The organism is Hydrogenophaga sp. OTU3427 (assembly GCF_038440225.1).
Lineage (GTDB): Bacteria > Pseudomonadota > Gammaproteobacteria > Burkholderiales > Burkholderiaceae_C > Hydrogenophaga.
Genome location: NZ_JASATI010000027.1, coordinates 36,092 through 50,664, shown reverse-complemented (window position 1 = coordinate 50,664; position 14,573 = coordinate 36,092). Strand labels below are relative to the sequence as shown.

General features: G+C 68.7%; 17 protein-coding genes. 1 reads left to right on the top strand and 16 read right to left on the bottom strand.

Features of this window, described 5'->3' with window-relative positions; all coding sequences use genetic code 11:
- The 8 genes from AAHB17_RS15855 to AAHB17_RS15820 all read right to left on the bottom strand — a co-directional run bounded on the left by AAHB17_RS15855 (position 1) and on the right by AAHB17_RS15820 (position 7,223).
- Entirely contained in the window at positions 1 to 723 is a 723-nt protein-coding gene (locus AAHB17_RS15855; protein WP_342131605.1) for an ABC transporter ATP-binding protein, read from the bottom strand.
- A complete protein-coding gene (locus AAHB17_RS15850; RefSeq protein ID WP_342131604.1) occupies positions 716 to 1,507 on the bottom strand; it encodes an ABC transporter ATP-binding protein in 792 nt (263 codons plus the stop codon). The genes AAHB17_RS15855 and AAHB17_RS15850 overlap by 8 nt, the downstream gene beginning before the upstream one ends.
- Positions 1,504 to 2,496: a branched-chain amino acid ABC transporter permease gene (locus tag AAHB17_RS15845; RefSeq protein WP_342131603.1), complete on the bottom strand. Its 993-nt coding sequence runs from the start codon at positions 2,494 to 2,496 to the stop codon at positions 1,504 to 1,506. The genes AAHB17_RS15850 and AAHB17_RS15845 overlap by 4 nt, the downstream gene beginning before the upstream one ends.
- Positions 2,493 to 3,377 carry a branched-chain amino acid ABC transporter permease gene (locus AAHB17_RS15840; RefSeq protein WP_342131602.1) on the bottom strand — a complete coding sequence of 295 codons (885 nt, stop codon included), beginning with the start codon at positions 3,375 to 3,377 and terminating at the stop codon, positions 2,493 to 2,495. The genes AAHB17_RS15845 and AAHB17_RS15840 overlap by 4 nt, the downstream gene beginning before the upstream one ends.
- A gap of 138 nt (positions 3,378 to 3,515) precedes the next feature.
- Complete coding sequence (locus AAHB17_RS15835) at positions 3,516 to 4,688, bottom strand: ABC transporter substrate-binding protein (protein WP_342131601.1); 1,173 nt, start codon at positions 4,686 to 4,688, stop codon at positions 3,516 to 3,518.
- Between the two features lie 49 nt (positions 4,689 to 4,737).
- Entirely contained in the window at positions 4,738 to 5,301 is a 564-nt protein-coding gene (locus AAHB17_RS15830; protein WP_342131600.1) for an NADPH-dependent FMN reductase, read from the bottom strand.
- A 33-nt stretch (positions 5,302 to 5,334) separates the two neighbouring features.
- Entirely contained in the window at positions 5,335 to 6,198 is an 864-nt protein-coding gene (locus AAHB17_RS15825; RefSeq protein WP_342131599.1) for a fumarylacetoacetate hydrolase family protein, read from the bottom strand.
- Positions 6,195 to 7,223, bottom strand: coding sequence for a cupin domain-containing protein (locus AAHB17_RS15820; protein ID WP_342131598.1), 1,029 nt, complete (start codon positions 7,221 to 7,223; stop codon positions 6,195 to 6,197). The genes AAHB17_RS15825 and AAHB17_RS15820 overlap by 4 nt, the downstream gene beginning before the upstream one ends.
- Before the next feature lie 112 nt (positions 7,224 to 7,335).
- On the opposite strand from AAHB17_RS15820, the gene AAHB17_RS15815 reads away from it, so the two are divergent.
- Positions 7,336 to 8,274, top strand: coding sequence for a LysR family transcriptional regulator (locus AAHB17_RS15815; RefSeq protein ID WP_342131597.1), 939 nt, complete (start codon positions 7,336 to 7,338; stop codon positions 8,272 to 8,274).
- Here the strand turns inward: AAHB17_RS15815 and AAHB17_RS15810 are convergent, their stop codons facing one another.
- The 8 genes from AAHB17_RS15810 to AAHB17_RS15775 are packed head-to-tail and all read right to left on the bottom strand — an operon-like array spanning position 8,275 to position 14,532.
- Positions 8,275 to 9,096: a phytanoyl-CoA dioxygenase family protein gene (locus tag AAHB17_RS15810; protein ID WP_342131596.1), complete on the bottom strand. Its 822-nt coding sequence runs from the start codon at positions 9,094 to 9,096 to the stop codon at positions 8,275 to 8,277.
- Positions 9,093 to 9,881 (bottom strand): aspartate/glutamate racemase family protein, encoded by a 789-nt coding sequence (locus tag AAHB17_RS15805; RefSeq protein WP_342131595.1) that lies wholly within the window; start codon positions 9,879 to 9,881, stop codon positions 9,093 to 9,095. Before AAHB17_RS15805 ends, AAHB17_RS15810 begins: the two co-directional genes overlap by 4 nt.
- Entirely contained in the window at positions 9,874 to 10,551 is a 678-nt protein-coding gene (locus tag AAHB17_RS15800) for a cysteine hydrolase family protein (protein ID WP_342131594.1), read from the bottom strand. The genes AAHB17_RS15805 and AAHB17_RS15800 overlap by 8 nt, the downstream gene beginning before the upstream one ends.
- Positions 10,548 to 11,426: a polysaccharide deacetylase family protein gene (locus AAHB17_RS15795; RefSeq protein ID WP_342131593.1), complete on the bottom strand. Its 879-nt coding sequence runs from the start codon at positions 11,424 to 11,426 to the stop codon at positions 10,548 to 10,550. Before AAHB17_RS15795 ends, AAHB17_RS15800 begins: the two co-directional genes overlap by 4 nt.
- 10 nt (positions 11,427 to 11,436) lie before the next feature.
- Positions 11,437 to 11,997 (bottom strand): nuclear transport factor 2 family protein, encoded by a 561-nt coding sequence (locus AAHB17_RS15790; protein WP_342131592.1) that lies wholly within the window; start codon positions 11,995 to 11,997, stop codon positions 11,437 to 11,439.
- Between the two features lie 2 nt (positions 11,998 to 11,999).
- Positions 12,000 to 12,926, bottom strand: a complete 927-nt coding sequence (locus AAHB17_RS15785; RefSeq protein WP_342131591.1) for a polysaccharide deacetylase family protein — start codon at positions 12,924 to 12,926, stop codon at positions 12,000 to 12,002.
- Positions 12,923 to 13,840 carry a polysaccharide deacetylase family protein gene (locus tag AAHB17_RS15780; RefSeq protein WP_342131590.1) on the bottom strand — a complete coding sequence of 306 codons (918 nt, stop codon included), beginning with the start codon at positions 13,838 to 13,840 and terminating at the stop codon, positions 12,923 to 12,925. The genes AAHB17_RS15785 and AAHB17_RS15780 overlap by 4 nt, the downstream gene beginning before the upstream one ends.
- Positions 13,837 to 14,532 carry an isochorismatase family protein gene (locus AAHB17_RS15775; RefSeq protein ID WP_342131589.1) on the bottom strand — a complete coding sequence of 232 codons (696 nt, stop codon included), beginning with the start codon at positions 14,530 to 14,532 and terminating at the stop codon, positions 13,837 to 13,839. Before AAHB17_RS15775 ends, AAHB17_RS15780 begins: the two co-directional genes overlap by 4 nt.
- Between the last annotated feature and the right edge of the window lie 41 nt (positions 14,533 to 14,573).

Genomic DNA, 14,573 nt, shown 5'->3' with positions numbered 1-14,573 from the left:
TCAGTTTTGCTGGGCGAGTTTGAAATACAGCTGCGACAGGTCATCGCGGCGGGCCAGCACGGCGCTGTCCTCGGCCAGGGCGATCTGGCCCTTGACCATGACATAGGCGCGTTCGGTGAAGGGCAGCGCGATGTCCAGCTTCTGCTCCACCAGCAGCATGGTCAGGCCCCCCTCGCGCAGGCGCTTGAGGGCGGAGCGGATTTCCTCCACCACCAGCGGCGCCAGGCCCAGGAAAGGCTCGTCGAGCAGCAGCAGCCGGGGCTGGGCCATCAGAGCGCGGCCGATGGCCACCATCTGCTGTTCGCCACCCGACAGCGTGCCGGCCAGCTGCGCGCGGCGCTCGGCCAGGCGCGGGAACAGGTGGTAGACGAAGTCGAACTGCCGGGCCACGGCATGGCGGTCACGCCGCACCAGGCTCACCGAGCCCAGGCGCAGGTTGTCGGCCACCGACATGGGGGCAAACACGTGGCGGCCCTCGGGCACCTGCACCAAGCCGTGTTCGACGATCTGGTGGCTGGGCATCCGCGCCAGATCGGCACCGTCCAGCCGCATCGCGCCGCCGCGCTGCACCAGGGTGCCCGACAAGGCGTTGAGCAGGGTGGACTTGCCGGCCCCGTTGGGCCCCAGCAGGGCCACGGTCTCGCCCTTGGCCACCGTCAGCGACACGCCCTGCACCACCGGCCCATGGCCGTAGCCCGCACTGACGTTCTGCAGTTCAAGCATGGGCCAGCCCTCCGACATCGCCGAGGTAGGCGGCCACCACCGCGCGGTCGGCCTGCACCGACTCGGGCGTGCCCTCGGCGATCTTGCGGCCGAAGTTGAGCACCACCACCCTGTCGGCCAGCGCCATCAGGAAACGCATGTCGTGTTCGATCAGCAGCACCGCGATGCCCTGGGCCGCGATGCCGCGGATGATCCCGCCCAGTCGTTCGCATTCGGCCGGCGTCAAGCCGGCGGCGGGTTCGTCGAACAACATCAGGCGCGGCTGGGCGGCCAGGCCTCGGGCGATCTCCAGCAGCCGGCCCTGGCCAAAGGACAACGTGGCCACCTCGGCGTCGCGCCATTCGCCCAGGCCCACGAAGGCCACCAGCTCGTCGGCGCGGCGCTGGGCCTGGTCCTCGGCGGCACGGGCCGCGGTCGTGCCAGCCAGCACCTGCCACAGCGTGGCCGGCATGCGGGTGTGCATGCCCACCATCACGTTCTCGCGCACCGACAGGCTGTCGAAGGCCTTGTTGTGCTGGAAGGTGCGCACGATGCCACGCGGCGCGAAGCCGTGGGTGGGCACGCCGGCCATGGAGCGGCCATCGAACACCACCTCGCCGGTGCTGGGCGGCAAGGCGCCGGCGATCATGTTGAAGGTGGTGCTCTTGCCGGCGCCGTTGGGGCCGATCACGCCCAGGATCTCGCCGGCATGCACGTCCAGGTCGAGGTCGGCCACGGCCTGCAGGCCACCGAAGCGCATGCCCAGGCCACGCACGCTGAGCAGGGCGGGAGTGCTGGTGTTCATGCGGCCCCCTTGGAAGGTGTCACGGCCGCGGGCGCCGCCGGCGGTGCGGCCGAGGCGGCCTGGGTGCGCGGGCGCCAGCCCCAGCGCAGCCACAGTCCGATCAGGCCCTTGGGCTGGAACATCACCGCCAGCACCATGAAGAGGCCGAACACCAGCGCGTGGTGGTGGCCGATCAGGGGCGACAGCACGAAGGGCATGACGTAGAGCAGCACCGCGCCCAGGATGGCGCCCGCGTGCTGGCCGCTGCCGCCCACGATGACCATGAACAGCAGCAAGAAGGCGTTCTCCAGGCCGAAGATGTGCGGGTTGACGTTGTTGTCGACGAAGGCATAGACCATGCCGGCCACGCCGGCCATGGCGCTGGTGATGGCATAGGCCAGCACCTTGGTGCGGCGCACGTTCACGCCCATGGCGGCGGCGGCCTCGGCGTTGTCGCGCACGGCGCGGCAGGCGCGGCCGAACCACGAGCGATCCAGCCGCCACAGCGTGGCCAGGGTGGACAGCATCAGCAACACGATCACCACCGTGTACCAGGGGCCGGTGACGCGCAGGCCGAAGATGTCGGGCAGGCGGTAGTTGGCCAGGCCACCGGTGCCACCCGTCAGGCTGCCGCCTTCGTTGAGCGCGACGATGAACAGCTGGGCAAAGGCCAGCGTGGCCAGGGCCAGGTAAAAGCCTTCCAGCCGCGTCGCCGGCAAGGCCACCAGCAAGGCCAGCAGCACGCAGATGGCCACGGTGGCCGGCACAGCCAGCAGCAGCGGCAGGCCCAGCTGCGTGACCAGGATGACGATGGCGTAGGCACCGATGCCGTAGAAGCTGAAGTGCGAGAACGCCACCTGGCCGGAGATGCCGAACAGGAAGTTGTAGCTCAGCGCCAGCGTGATCCACAGCAGCAGCTTGCGGTAGATGTCGGTCTGGTAGGCACCGAGCATGAAGGCCGTGGCCGACAGCACGATGGCCGCGAGCAGGTAGTACAGCCAGGTTTTCATGCGCGTGCCTCCCGCGCCCGCAGCAGGCCGGTGGGGCGTGCCAGCAGAAAAACGATCAGCAACAGCAGCGGCACCCCCATGGCCAGGCCGGGCGGCACCGGCGCGTAACGCACGGTGAACTGCTCGGCGAAGGCCAGGATCAGGCCGCCCAGCAAGGCGCCCTCGACCCGCCCCACGCCACCGATGACCAGGGCCGTGAAACCTTGTATGGCCAGCGGCATGCCCATGAGGTAATGGGCCGAGACATTGGGCGCCACCAGCATGCCGGCCAAGCCGGCCACGACCGCGCCGGCGGCGAAGGACAGCGAGGTCACACGCCCCAGGTTGATGCCCATCAGCGCGGCGGCGCGGCGGTCGATGGCCACGGCCTCGAAGGACTTGCCCGCCAACGTGCGTTCGAAGAAATACCAGGCGGCCACAAACACCAGCGCGGTGAGGGCGATGATGAAGAAGCTCTGGTAGGAGCCGGCGATGGGACCCAGCTCCAGCCGGCCGAAACCGAACGACGGCGGCACCGGCTGCGGGTCGGGCCCGAAGCCGATGGAGACCGACTCGCGGAACACGACCAGCATGCCCAGCAGCACCAGGATGGGCGCCAGCGGCGGCGCGCCCTTGTTCAGCAGCGGCCGCACCGTGAGCCGCTCGGTGAGCCAGCCCAGCGCGAACATGAACACGAGCACCAGGGCCATGCCCAGCGCATAGGGCAGCTCGAAACGCGACAGCAGCACATAGGCACCGAAGGCCGCCACCATGGCCCACTCGCCGACGGCGAAGTTGATGATGCCCGTGGGCCGCGTGATCAGCAGGTAGCCCAGGGCCACGAGGCCGTAGACACACCCGCTGGCCGTGGCGCCCACCACCAGCTCAAGGAAATCGTTCATGGGTTCAAGGTTCCAGACCGAAAAAACACACACGCATCGGGTGAGGCATCCTCATCCGGGGATGCCACCGCTCCGGCTCCGCCGGTCGGTAGGCATCGCCCCCTGGGGGGTGACGCCGAAGGCGGCGCGGGGGGAGTCTTACCTCGCGCCCACGTGCACGACCTTGCCCTGCTTGTCGCCTTCGTAGACCCGCACCACCATGCCGTTGGTGTCGAAGCCGGTGCGCTTGCCGTCGGCGAAGCCGTAGGACGAACCGACCGCGCCCATCACGCCGCTGAAGCCCTTGGTCGCCTGCATGGCTTCGCGCACTTTGTCCTTGTCGGTGCCACCGGCGCGCTTGATGGCGTCGGCCACCAGCATCATGCCGTCGTAGCCGTAGCCGTTGAGGTTGTAGGGCTCGACGCCGCTGTCCTTGCGGAAGCCTTCGATGAAACGTTGCACCTCGGGCTTGGCGGGGTCGAAGGCATCGACGAAGACCACGCCGTCGAGCAGGCCCTTGGCCACCACCGCCGTCTGCGGCACCGAGAAGTTGTAGTTGCCCAGCAGCGGCGCCTTCACGCCCAGCTGGCGGTAGGCGCGCAGGATGAGCGCGTTCTCGGGCGTGAGCACGCCGGTCAGGAAGATGGCCTCGGGGTTGGCGGCGCGCAGCTTCTGCATCTGCGGTTCGGCGGTGGTGGAGCCGCGCGGCACCACCTCCTCGGCCACGATCTGCATGCCGGCCTTCTCGATGCCGGCCTTGAAGAAGCGGTTGGTCAGCTGGCCGAGGTCGGAGTTCTCGGTGATCAGGGCCACGCGCTTGTAGTTCTTGTTGGCGGCGTAGGACAGCAGGGTGGCGATCTGGGTCGAGCCCAGCGGGCCGGTCTGCCAGAAGTTGGGGTTCTGGATCTGCGTGGTCAGGGTGTCGCCGCTGTTGGACGGCGTGATGTGCGGCGTCTTGGTCTCCAGCGTCACGGTCTGGGCCTGCTGGGTGGCCGGCGTCAGCGACACCGAGAGGATGAAGGCGGCACCGGCGTCGACCAGCTTGCGCGCGGCGGTGGCCGAGATGTCGGGCCGGCCCTGGTCGTCCTCGACCATCAGCTCCACCTGGCGGCCCAGGATGCCGCCCTTGGCGTTGAGCTCCTTGACGGCGTAGATCGCACCGGCCGCCACCGGCTCGGCATAGGGCTTGGCCGGCCCCACCTTGTCGGTGATCATGCCGATCTTGATGGTGTTCTGCGCCAGCGCGGGCACCACCGCCAGCGCTGCGCAGGCCAGGGCGAACTGCACCGATCGGCGGCTCATGCGGGTCAGCGAGAAAGTGTGGCTTGTCATCGTCTTGTCTCCAGGTGTTGTGGGTGGGGCGCGGGGAAAGGAGAGCTGTTCAGGCGGCGGGCAGGCGCATGCGCCGTATCCAGCGTTCGAACGCGGCCTGCTGGTCGGTCAGCAGCTTGGACGTGGTCTCGTCGGTGAGCTGGCCGTGGGCATCGAACTTGGTGTGGCAGAAGTTGATGAAAAGCTCGGGCTTGTGCAGCACCAGGGCCTCCAGGCAGCCCAAGATCTTGCGCAGCTCGTACTGGTTTCGGGCTCCACCCACGGGCCCCTGGGTGGCCGAGAGGATGGCCACGGGCTTGTCCTTGAAGGGTTGCGGGCTGCAGCGCGACAGCCAGTCGATGCTGTTCTTGAGCACGCCGGTGACCGAGAAGTTGTATTCGGGGCTGGCGATCAGCAGCGCGTCGGCGGCGAGCACCTGGTCACGCAGGCGCGCCACGGCCGGCGGCAGGCCGGCGTCCTCCACGTCCTTGTTGTAAAAGGGTACGTCGGCCAGGTCGGCGAGCGACAGCGCCATGCCGGCCGGCATGCGCTGGCGCGCGGCGTCCAGCGCCATGTGGTTGTAGGAGCCGGCGCGCAGGCTGCCGCAGATGCCCAGGATGTTGAGGGTGCTCAAACGGTGTCTCCGGTGTGGGCGGGATGCCCGTTGTCATGCATAGTCGGGCGCGACGCGCATGGCCAGGTCGCCCAGGCCTTGCACGCCGGCCTCGATCAGGTCGCCGGGCAGCACCGGCCCCACGCCCTCGGGCGTGCCGGTCATGATCACGTCGCCGGGCTCCAGCGTGTAGAAGGACGAGGCGAAGGCGATCAGGCGCGGCACGTCGTAGATCAGCTGGCGGGTGTTGGCGCGCTGGCGCGGCTCGCCGTTGACGTTCAGCCAGAGGTCGAGCGCGCCCGGGTCGGGCACCTCGTCGGCGGTCACCAGCCAGGGGCCCAGCACGGCGTAGCTGTCGATGGACTTGCGGAAACACTGGAATTCGGTGCCACGCAAGGTCATGTCCAGCGCAGTGGCGTAGCCGGCCACGTGCTGGAGCGCATCGGCCTGCGCCACCTGGTGGCAGCGGCGGCCGATCACCACCGCGAGCTCGATCTCGTGGTCGTTGCGGCGCTCGGGAAATCGCAGCGTGATGGGCGCGCTCACACCCACCAGGGCGCTGCCGGCCTTGAGGAACAGGCCCCAGTCGCCGATGCTGGTGATGGCGCGCCCGTGGCCGATCTGGGCGTTGCTGGCGCTTTCCTGCGCGTGGGCCTGGTAGTTGATGGGCGCGCCGATGATCTTGCCGGGGTTGGCCACCGGCGGGTCGTAAAACACCTGGACGGGATCGAAGCGCTCGCCCACGGCGGCGGCCGCTTCGATGGCCGGCAGCAGCGCGGGCAGGTGGGCGATCAGCAGGTCGTGGCGCGGCAACGGGTAACGCTGTGCGGGCAGGAGGTCGAGCACCGGCGTGACATCGACGATGCCCTCGGGACGCACCACGCCCAGGCGTCCGCCATTGAAGCGGCAGAGCTTCATGCTTGTGTTTCCTCTCGCAGGTAGTGCAGGCTGTCCAGCAGCTCGCGGTCGCTCATGCTGAACAGGGTGGCGCCGTCAGGGCCGGCCTGGTGGCGCACCCACTGCCAGTGCGGCAGCACCAACACATCGTTGCGGGTCCAGTGCAGGGTCTGGTCACCGATCTCGCTCCGGCCCTCGCCAGCGACCACCACACACACCACGCTGGCGGTGCTGCGGTGGGCTGCCCCCCGGCGGCTGGGTGCCAGGGCCGTGAGGTGGCAGTCCAGCGAAGGCAGCACCGGGCCGCCGCTGCGGCCATCGACGTAACGCAGGCGGCGGCTGCCGTCGGGCGATGCCGGCGCGGCGGCCAGGGCCGCGCGGGCGCGGGCGGCGGCGTAGCGGAAGCGGCTGCCCGCCGGATCGTCCACCGCGTCGGGCCCCAGCGTGGCCACACCCGGCTGGGGCGGCGAAGGGCGCGTGGGCGGTGGGTCGGCGTGCCGCAGCGGAGGCACGCCGGGCTCGAAGAACATGGTGTCGAGGTGGGCACACAGCGGCAGGTCCAGGCCGTCGAACCAGACCATGCGGTCCGTGCCCGCGTGGGTGTGGCCGTGCCAGGTCCAGGCCGGCGTGAGCACCAGGTCGCCGGCCACCATCGCGCAGGCCTCGTCGTTGACCGTGGTGCGCGCGCCCTCGCCCTCCATCACGAAACGCAGGGCGGCGATGGTGTGACGGTGCGGGTGGGCCACCTCGCCGGGCAGCAGGGTCTGCAGGCCGGCGAGCAGGTTGCCGGTGGTGGCCGCGCCCGGCAGATCGGTATGGGTGAGCAGCAGCACGCGGCGTTCGGCGTCGGCCATGGACACCTCGGCCACGGCGCGGGCTATCAGCGGCGCCATCCGCGCCCAGGGCCAGTGGCCAGGCGCGCCCAGGCCCAGCGGCTGGCGACGCGTGATGCGCTGGTAACGGTCCCACAGCGGCTGCGCGGATGCGCGGGCCAGGGCCGTCACGAGGTCGGTTCCCGGCGCGACCGACGGTTCGTTGGTGTGCAAGACCTTGTCTCCATCGTTGGTGTTTTCGGCAGTCTATGCCGATGCGATATCAACGCCTAACAAAATGATTTATCTTCGATATCAACCAAATTGATATCAGGACACCCCCGCCATGGACCTGTTGCGCTTCGACCTCAACCTGCTGCTGTGCTTCGACGCCATCCACCGCCACCAGAGCCTGTCGGCCGCGGGCGACGAGCTGGGCCTGACCCAGCCGGCCGTGAGCGCGGCCCTCAAGCGACTGCGCGGCCACTTCGACAACCCACTGTTCGTGCGCACCTCGCGCGGCATGCGGCCCACGCCCTACGCCGACGACATGGCCCCGCGTGTGGCCCAGGTGCTGGAGTTGCTGCGCGGCGTGGACTCGGCCTCGGAGTTCTCGCCGGCCACGTCGACGATCAATTACCGCGTCTACATCAACGACACCGGCCTCATCGTGCTCATGCCCATGTTGATGGCCTACCTGCGTGAGCACGCGCCGCTGTCGCGGCTGACCGTGATCGACCTGCGCGCCGATGAGGTCGTGGACGCGCTGGACGGCGGCGAGGTGGATCTGGCCATCGGCTACTTCCTGGGCATGCCCAATTGGGCGCGGCAGCAGAACCTCCGGAAAACACGCTATGTCACGCTCGCGCGCGAGAACCACCCCGTGGTGGGCAAGCGGCTGACGCTGGAGCAGTTCCTGCAATGCAAGCACGCGGTGTATGCCGGCAGGGGCGTGCAGCACTACAACATCGAACAGGCATTGGCCCAATTGAGCCTGACACGCGACGTGACCCTGACGGTGCCCCGCTTGGCCGCCCTGCCTTTTCTGATCGCGGGCTCGGACCTCATCACCACCGTGCCCGAGGACCTGGCCACCCTGTTCTGCGAGCTGCTGCCGATCCGACTGTTCGAGCCTCCCCTGGAACTGGCGCCCTTCCAGATCAAGCAGTACTGGCACCAGCGCCTGCACGACGAGCCGGCCTACCGCTGGCTGCGCGAGGCCGTGTTCGAGCTGATCTCGCGGCTGACGTTGACGCCACGGCGGCGCAGCGCCACAAGAGGTTGATCAGGCTGGTGCGAAGCCCGTGTCCTGCAAGGACCGAAAGCGCGCCAGCGCATCGGTGTGCGCCTGCCTGGCCTCGCCCGACAACGGCCTGTCCAGGCGCTGCTCGGGCACGAAGTGCCCGTGGTCGCGGCCCCGCACACACAGGGCCGATGGCTGGACCCGCCCGGTGGGCCGCACGTGGGCCGGGATGTAGCTGATGGCAAAGCCGATCCGGCGGTCGTTGCCGTGGTTGGGCCCCGAGGCGTGGACCAGGTCCGTGTGGTGCAGCGACATCTGGCCTGCCAGCACCGGCATGAAGCTGCCCGTCTCGTGGTCGAAGCGCTCGCTGATGCCCTGCCCCCGGCGGATCATGTTGTCCGGCCCGGGCCGGTCGTCGTGTTCAAAGGCACCCCAGCGGTGGCTGCCCGGCAGCGCGCGCATGCAGCCCGCGAGCACCGTGGCGTCGGACAAGGCCACCCAGGCCGTCACGTGCTCGTGCGGCTCCAGGTAGAAATAGGTGCTGTCCTGGTGCCAACGCACGTGGGCCTCGGTGTGGGCTTCCTTGAGGAAAAGGGTCGAGTGGTAGACCAGGATGTCGGGGCCGATCAGGTCCTCCACCGCGTCCAGCACCCGGGGGTGGTGCACCAGCTGGTCGGCCCATTTGAACAGCAGGTAGGACTTGGACTTTTCGGGGAAGTCGATCGGCCCGCCCTGCGCCGCCTCCCAGGCCTGCAGTTCGCCACGCAGGCCGGACACCTCGCTGGCACTCAGCACATCGACCGGGAACACATAGCCATCGCTTTCGTAGGCGGCCACCTGTGTGGCGGTCAGCAGGCGTGTCATGGGTGGTCCTTCAGACTTTGTTCGCCCGCCCGCAGCATGGTCTGCAACAGGTCCAGCCGCGGGTGCATGGGCCGCGGGTAACCCACGGCGCTGTGGGCCAGGCCCAGCGCCAGCATGGACTCGGCGATCTTGTAGCTCAGCGGGCCGGGGTTGATGACGGGCACCGGCAGGCGGGCGCTCAGCCAGGCGTGCGACTGGTGCATGGTGGTCGAGCCCAGGATCAGCACCTCGGCGCCGTCCTCCTCGATGGCGCGCCGGCCCGCGGCTTCGAGCAACGGGAACACGTCCTCCTCCTTGCCCGACAGCAGGTTCTGGTTGTCGGGCGTGACCTCGATGGCCCGCACCGAGGCGCACTTGTGGTGCAGGCCCAGCTCGTCCAGCGCCTTCTTGTACAGCGGCTTCCAGCGGCTGGCCATGGTCAGGATGGAGAAGCGGTCGCCCAGCATCAGCGCCGCCAGCATGGACGTCTTGCCCGGCCCGAAGACGGGGATGTCGAGCACCGAGCGCAACGCGGCCACGCCAGAATCGCTCATGGTGTCGATGCAGACGGCGTCGAAGCCTTCTTCCTGCGCGCGGCAGCCGGCCTCGAAGTTGGCGGCGTCGGCCAGCACGAAGTCGTGGTGGCTGGAATAGTTGAGCGGGCCGGCCCGCACCGCGCGGTATTCGAAGCGCAGGCCGTCGCCGAAGGACAGGCCTTGCAGCTGGGCCTGGCGCAGCAGCAGGTTGTCGGCCGACATGGCGAAAGGCACGACCACCAGCACGCGTTTGATGGGAGGCTCAGACATGGACGGGCTCCAGTTCGGCCAGAACCTCGGCCGTGCCGCGCACGCGGCCGAACAGGCGCTGGAAATTGCGCATCGTGACCTCGTGCAGGTCCTCGTGGGTGGTGCCACAGGCGTCCTCCACCAGGGTCACGCCGTAGCCGCGGTCGGCCGCCTCGCGGGCGGTGGTCTCCACGCACATGTTGGTGGAGACGCCGGTCAGGTAAAGCTGCTCGCAGCCCAGCGCGCGCAGCAGGCTGTCGATGTGGGTCGAGGCGAAGGCGCCGATGGTGGTCTTGCGCAGCACGTGTTCGCCCGGCCGGGGTTTGAGTTCGTCGACGATCTCGTGTTCCCGGCTGCCGACGTGGTTGCGGAACTCGACGAAGAGCTTGCGCATGTGGATGGGCGCGTCGCTGGCGTCGGGCAGGGCCGCGCCCACCGTGACGTGCAGCACCGGGCGGCCCAGGCGGCTGAAGTGCTCGCGCAGGCGCAAGGTGTTGGGCAGCACAAAGCGCTCGATGCGGTCGAAGCGGTAGTCGCCCGTGCGAGAGCCCTCAGCCTGCAGCTTGCGCGCCAGCGCGCCCTGGCGCGAGCCGGTGGCGTACTGCATGTCGATGATGCACAGGGCGGCGCGGGCGGCGTCCACCGGACGGTCGGCCATGTAGGCACGGATGTAGTCGGGAGCTTGGGTCATGAATGTGTCCAGTGGGCCGCCTGCTGGCGGTAACAGTCGATGATCTCGGCGCCGGTGGCGCACCACACGCCGCTGTGGCCGAGGATGTAATCAAGGGCCTGGGCCAGGTGTTCGATGCGGTGTGGCTGGCCCATGATGAAGGGGTGGACCGCGATGTTCATGACCCGGCCGCCCTCGGCGTAGAGCGTGTCGAACTCGTCGCGGATCTTCTGGGCGAAGGCCTCGGCCTCCATGCCCCGGCGCCAGGCGATGCTGTCGTTGATCTCCATGCTGTAGGGCAGTGAGAACAGTTCGCCCTGGCGCACGTGGATGGGCGTGGGCTGGTCGTCGTGGTAGAGGTCGCACAGGTAGGACATGCCGGCCTCGGCCACCAGGTCGGGCGTGCGCACGGTGTTGGACGCGGCCGGCGAGAACCAGCCCGTCAGCGAGCGCCCGGTGTGGCGCCGGTGGATGGCCTGGCATTCGGCGATGGCCGCGCGTTCCTCGTCCTCGCCCATGCCCCAGTGGTAACGCGTGTTGTAGAGGCCGTGGGACATGAACTCCCAGCCGCGCTTGAGCATGGCCTCGGCGATGTCGGGGTACATGTCCAGCACGGCCAAGGACAGCGACACGGTGCAGGGCAGCCGGTAGCGGTCGAAGACCTCCATCAGCCGCCACACACCGACGCGGTTGCCGTAGTCGCGCAGCCCATAGCCCAGGATGTCGGGGTGAGGCACTCGCGGCCAGGGGTCGCGCACGCGGACCTGCTGCGGCAGGTACTCGTAGTGCTCGATGTTGGGCGCGACCCACAACGCCAGCCGCGCGCCCCCGGGCCAGGCCAGCGGCGCCCGCTCCGGCATGGCCGAATAGTCGAGGCGCTCGTGCAGGGCGATCACGGCGGGTGGCTCAGCGGCCAGGCATGCTCTCGGCCAGGTCGTTCCAGACGTCCTGGCGCCGGATCAGGCCTTCGGCGATCTCGAAGCGGTCGATGAAGCGTATGCCTTCAAAGGCCGAGCCGTCGAGCCAGACGCCGTCCAGCGTGCCCGAGCAGTACACCACCGTGACGCCGTCGCCCCAGCTCTCGTCGAAGCGGGCGTAGGTCTTGCCCACACGCTGGTAGCGCCCACGGCCCCATTCGACCAGCTGCTCCAGGCGCTGCATGGGCGCGGCGCCCGGGAAATACATCTCGAATCCGGGCGCCAGAAAGCGCGCCGCACCCGCCAGGTCGCGGTCCTGCATCAGGCCCAGGAACGCGCGCACCAGGCCCGAGGCCTCGGGCAGGGGGCCGCCGCCCTGGGTCATGACGCGGTTGTCGCGCTGGTAGGTGCTGGCATGTTTGACGTAGACCGTGGTGCCGGCGGCGGGCGCGGCGATCACCGAGCGCGTGGCCAGGGCCACGCGCTGCACCAGCCGGGTCTCGGTCTCGCTGCCGTAGCCGGGCAGCAGGGTGATGTCGATGACCGGCATGTTCAGGCCCCCCCGCTTTTCCAGGCGTCGAGGATCTCGCTGCCCGTGGCCGTCCAAACGCCGGTGTGCGACATGATGTGGGCCAGGGCTTGCTCGAGCGCGCCGATGCGGTAGGGCTGGCCGATCACCCAGGGGTGCAGCGCGATCGCCATCACCCGACCATTGTCGGGCGTCGCCTCGCGGTACAGCAGGTCGAACTGGTCGATCAGCGCGTCGCGGAAGTCGTCCTCGGTGTGGTGGTTCTGGACCAGGATGGTGTGGTCGTCGATGTCGATCGGGTGCGGCATCGCGTGCAGTGGCCCGTGGCTGGTGCGCAGCGCGTAAGGCATGTCGTCGTTGACCCAGTCGCACACGTAGTCCAGACCGGCCTCGGCCAGCAGGTCCAGGGTCTGGAAGGACTCGGACTTGGCGGGCGACAGCCAGCCGCGCACCTTCTGGCCCGTGGCATCGTTCAGGATGCCCAGCGCCTGAGCGATCCAGGCGCGTTCCTCGTCGACGCTCAGGCCGCCGTGGTGCAGGTGGTCCATGTCCAGGCCCTTGGCCACGATCTCCCAGCCCCGCTTGCGGCAGGCCTGGATCAGGTGCGGGTAACGCACGGCCACCGCCGCGTTGACCGCCGCCGTGGCGCGTATGCCGTGGCGCTCCAGCGCCTGCATGATGCGGTAGATGCCGACGCGGTTGCCGTAGTCGCGCAGCGTGTAGTGGCGGAAGTCGGGGTAGGCCGTCTGCATGGCGCCCGGCGGCTTGAAGGGCTGGCCCTTCATGTCCAGCGGGAACCACTCCAGCGCCGGCACCACCCACAGCGCGATGCGCGCGCCACCCGGCCAGGCCACGCCCGCGCGTTGCGGCAGCATGGACCAGTCGTAGCGCTCGTGGTCCATGCCATAGCGGCGCAGCGGGTACTCCAGGTAGTCCTTGGGCAAGCTCATGCCGCCACCTCCCCGATCGGTTGGGCCGCGGCCGCAAAGGCGTCGTGGTAGTGCTCGTTGAAGTGGGCCGCGATCTCGCGGCCCGTGGCCAGCCAGACCTTGTCGTGGCCGGTGATGTAGGCCAGCGCCTCCTCGAACGCGGCCAGGCGGTACGGCTGGCCGATCAGGAAGGGATGCAGCGGGATGCACATCACGGTGCCCGAATGCTCACCCTCGGCGTACAGGCGGTCGAACTGGCGCTTGAGGATGTCGCCGTAGCGGCGCGGCGACACCAGGTTGACGTTGTAGACGATGGTGTCGTTCATCTCCAGCGAGTAGGGGATGCTGGTGAGCTTGCCCCGCTTGACCTTCACCGGCCCGGGCTGGTCGTCGTGGAACAGGTCACACACGTAGGTCAGGCCCATCTCGGCCACCAGGTCCATGGTGCGGTCGGTGTAGGTCAGCGCGGGTGCCAGCCAGCCATCGAGCTTCTGGCCGGTGTGTTTCTTGATGGTGTCGATGGAGTCCTGGATCACGGCGCGCTCCTGCGCCTCGTCCATACCCATCAGGTAGCGCGTGTTGTAGGTGCCGTGGGAGTAGAACTCCCAGCCGTTCTCGGCGCAGGCGGCGATCACCTCGGGGTGGTGTTCGCACATGGCCACGTTGAGCGACACGCTGCCGCGCATGTTGCAGCGCTTCATCACCTCCAGCATGCGCCAGAAGCCGACGCGGTTGCCGTAGTCGCGGTAGCTGTAGTTGAGCACGTCGGGCGCCGGCCGCGCCCAGGGCGCACGCGCCGGGTTGCGCGGCGGATTGAGTTCGTAGAACTCGACGTTGGGCGCGACCCAGAAGGCCACGCGCGCGCCATTGGGCCAGCGGATCACGGGGCGCTGGTCGTAGGGCAGGTGGTCGTAGAAGCCGGGATCGCTTTTCAACGCACACCTCCCGGGGGGATGGTGCGGGCTGGCACCTGTTTGAGCTGGGCCAGGGTTTCCTCGATGGACAAGACGTCGGCGTACTTGAGCGCCATGTCGTAGAGGTTGGCGAAGTGCGGGCTCTCGTGTTTGTCGGCCACACACTCCTCGGGCACGATGGTGCGGAAGCTGCGCTGCAGGCTGTCGACCACCGTGGCGCGCACGCATCCCGAGGTGGAGCCGCCGGTCACCACCACCGTGTCGACGCCGTGGAAGCTGAAGATGGAGCCGAGGTTGGTTTCGAAGAAGGCCGAGGCCATGCGCTTGTTGATGATGATGTCGCGCTCGCGGTCGATCACCAGGCGGTCATCGAACTCCGAGCGGCGGCTGCCGACCTTGATGTTCTGCAACGAGTCGGGCGTGTTGCTGCGCGTGCCCCATACACCACAGTCCTCGCCCGATTCCATGTAGGCGACGTAGGTCCAGACGACTGGAAAACCCCGCGCGCGGAACTCGGCCGCCAGCGTGTTGATGTACTCCATCTGGCGCGGATCGGTCTCGTAGGCGGTGGCGAATTCGCCCACGCAGGTGTAGGCCTTCTGCGGGTCCACGTTGATCAACGCCGGCACCCGGCCAAAGCCAAACCGCTTGCGCGTGGGGTTGGCCTTGATCTCGGCATAGAGCTGGCGGGCGGTCTTGTCGGAGGTTTGCATGCGTGGTCGCTTTCAGGAAATTCGGGACAGATGGGCACCGG

What these genes read in the sequence shown, in the direction of transcription:
- AAHB17_RS15855 (WP_342131605.1), bottom strand. Translation starts at nt 723, where the DNA reads ATGCTTGAACTGCAGAACGTCAGTGCGGGCTACGGCCATGGGCCGGTG.
- AAHB17_RS15850 (WP_342131604.1), bottom strand. Translation starts at nt 1,507, where the DNA reads ATGAACACCAGCACTCCCGCCCTGCTCAGCGTGCGTGGCCTGGGCATG.
- AAHB17_RS15845 (WP_342131603.1), bottom strand. Translation starts at nt 2,496, where the DNA reads ATGAAAACCTGGCTGTACTACCTGCTCGCGGCCATCGTGCTGTCGGCC.
- AAHB17_RS15840 (WP_342131602.1), bottom strand. Translation starts at nt 3,377, where the DNA reads ATGAACGATTTCCTTGAGCTGGTGGTGGGCGCCACGGCCAGCGGGTGT.
- AAHB17_RS15835 (WP_342131601.1), bottom strand. Translation starts at nt 4,688, where the DNA reads ATGACAAGCCACACTTTCTCGCTGACCCGCATGAGCCGCCGATCGGTG.
- AAHB17_RS15825 (WP_342131599.1), bottom strand. Translation starts at nt 6,198, where the DNA reads ATGAAGCTCTGCCGCTTCAATGGCGGACGCCTGGGCGTGGTGCGTCCC.
- AAHB17_RS15815 (WP_342131597.1), top strand. Translation starts at nt 7,336, where the DNA reads ATGGACCTGTTGCGCTTCGACCTCAACCTGCTGCTGTGCTTCGACGCC.
- AAHB17_RS15810 (WP_342131596.1), bottom strand. Translation starts at nt 9,096, where the DNA reads ATGACACGCCTGCTGACCGCCACACAGGTGGCCGCCTACGAAAGCGAT.
- AAHB17_RS15805 (WP_342131595.1), bottom strand. Translation starts at nt 9,881, where the DNA reads ATGTCTGAGCCTCCCATCAAACGCGTGCTGGTGGTCGTGCCTTTCGCC.
- AAHB17_RS15800 (WP_342131594.1), bottom strand. Translation starts at nt 10,551, where the DNA reads ATGACCCAAGCTCCCGACTACATCCGTGCCTACATGGCCGACCGTCCG.
- AAHB17_RS15790 (WP_342131592.1), bottom strand. Translation starts at nt 11,997, where the DNA reads ATGCCGGTCATCGACATCACCCTGCTGCCCGGCTACGGCAGCGAGACC.
- AAHB17_RS15785 (WP_342131591.1), bottom strand. Translation starts at nt 12,926, where the DNA reads ATGAGCTTGCCCAAGGACTACCTGGAGTACCCGCTGCGCCGCTATGGC.
- AAHB17_RS15775 (WP_342131589.1), bottom strand. Translation starts at nt 14,532, where the DNA reads ATGCAAACCTCCGACAAGACCGCCCGCCAGCTCTATGCCGAGATCAAG.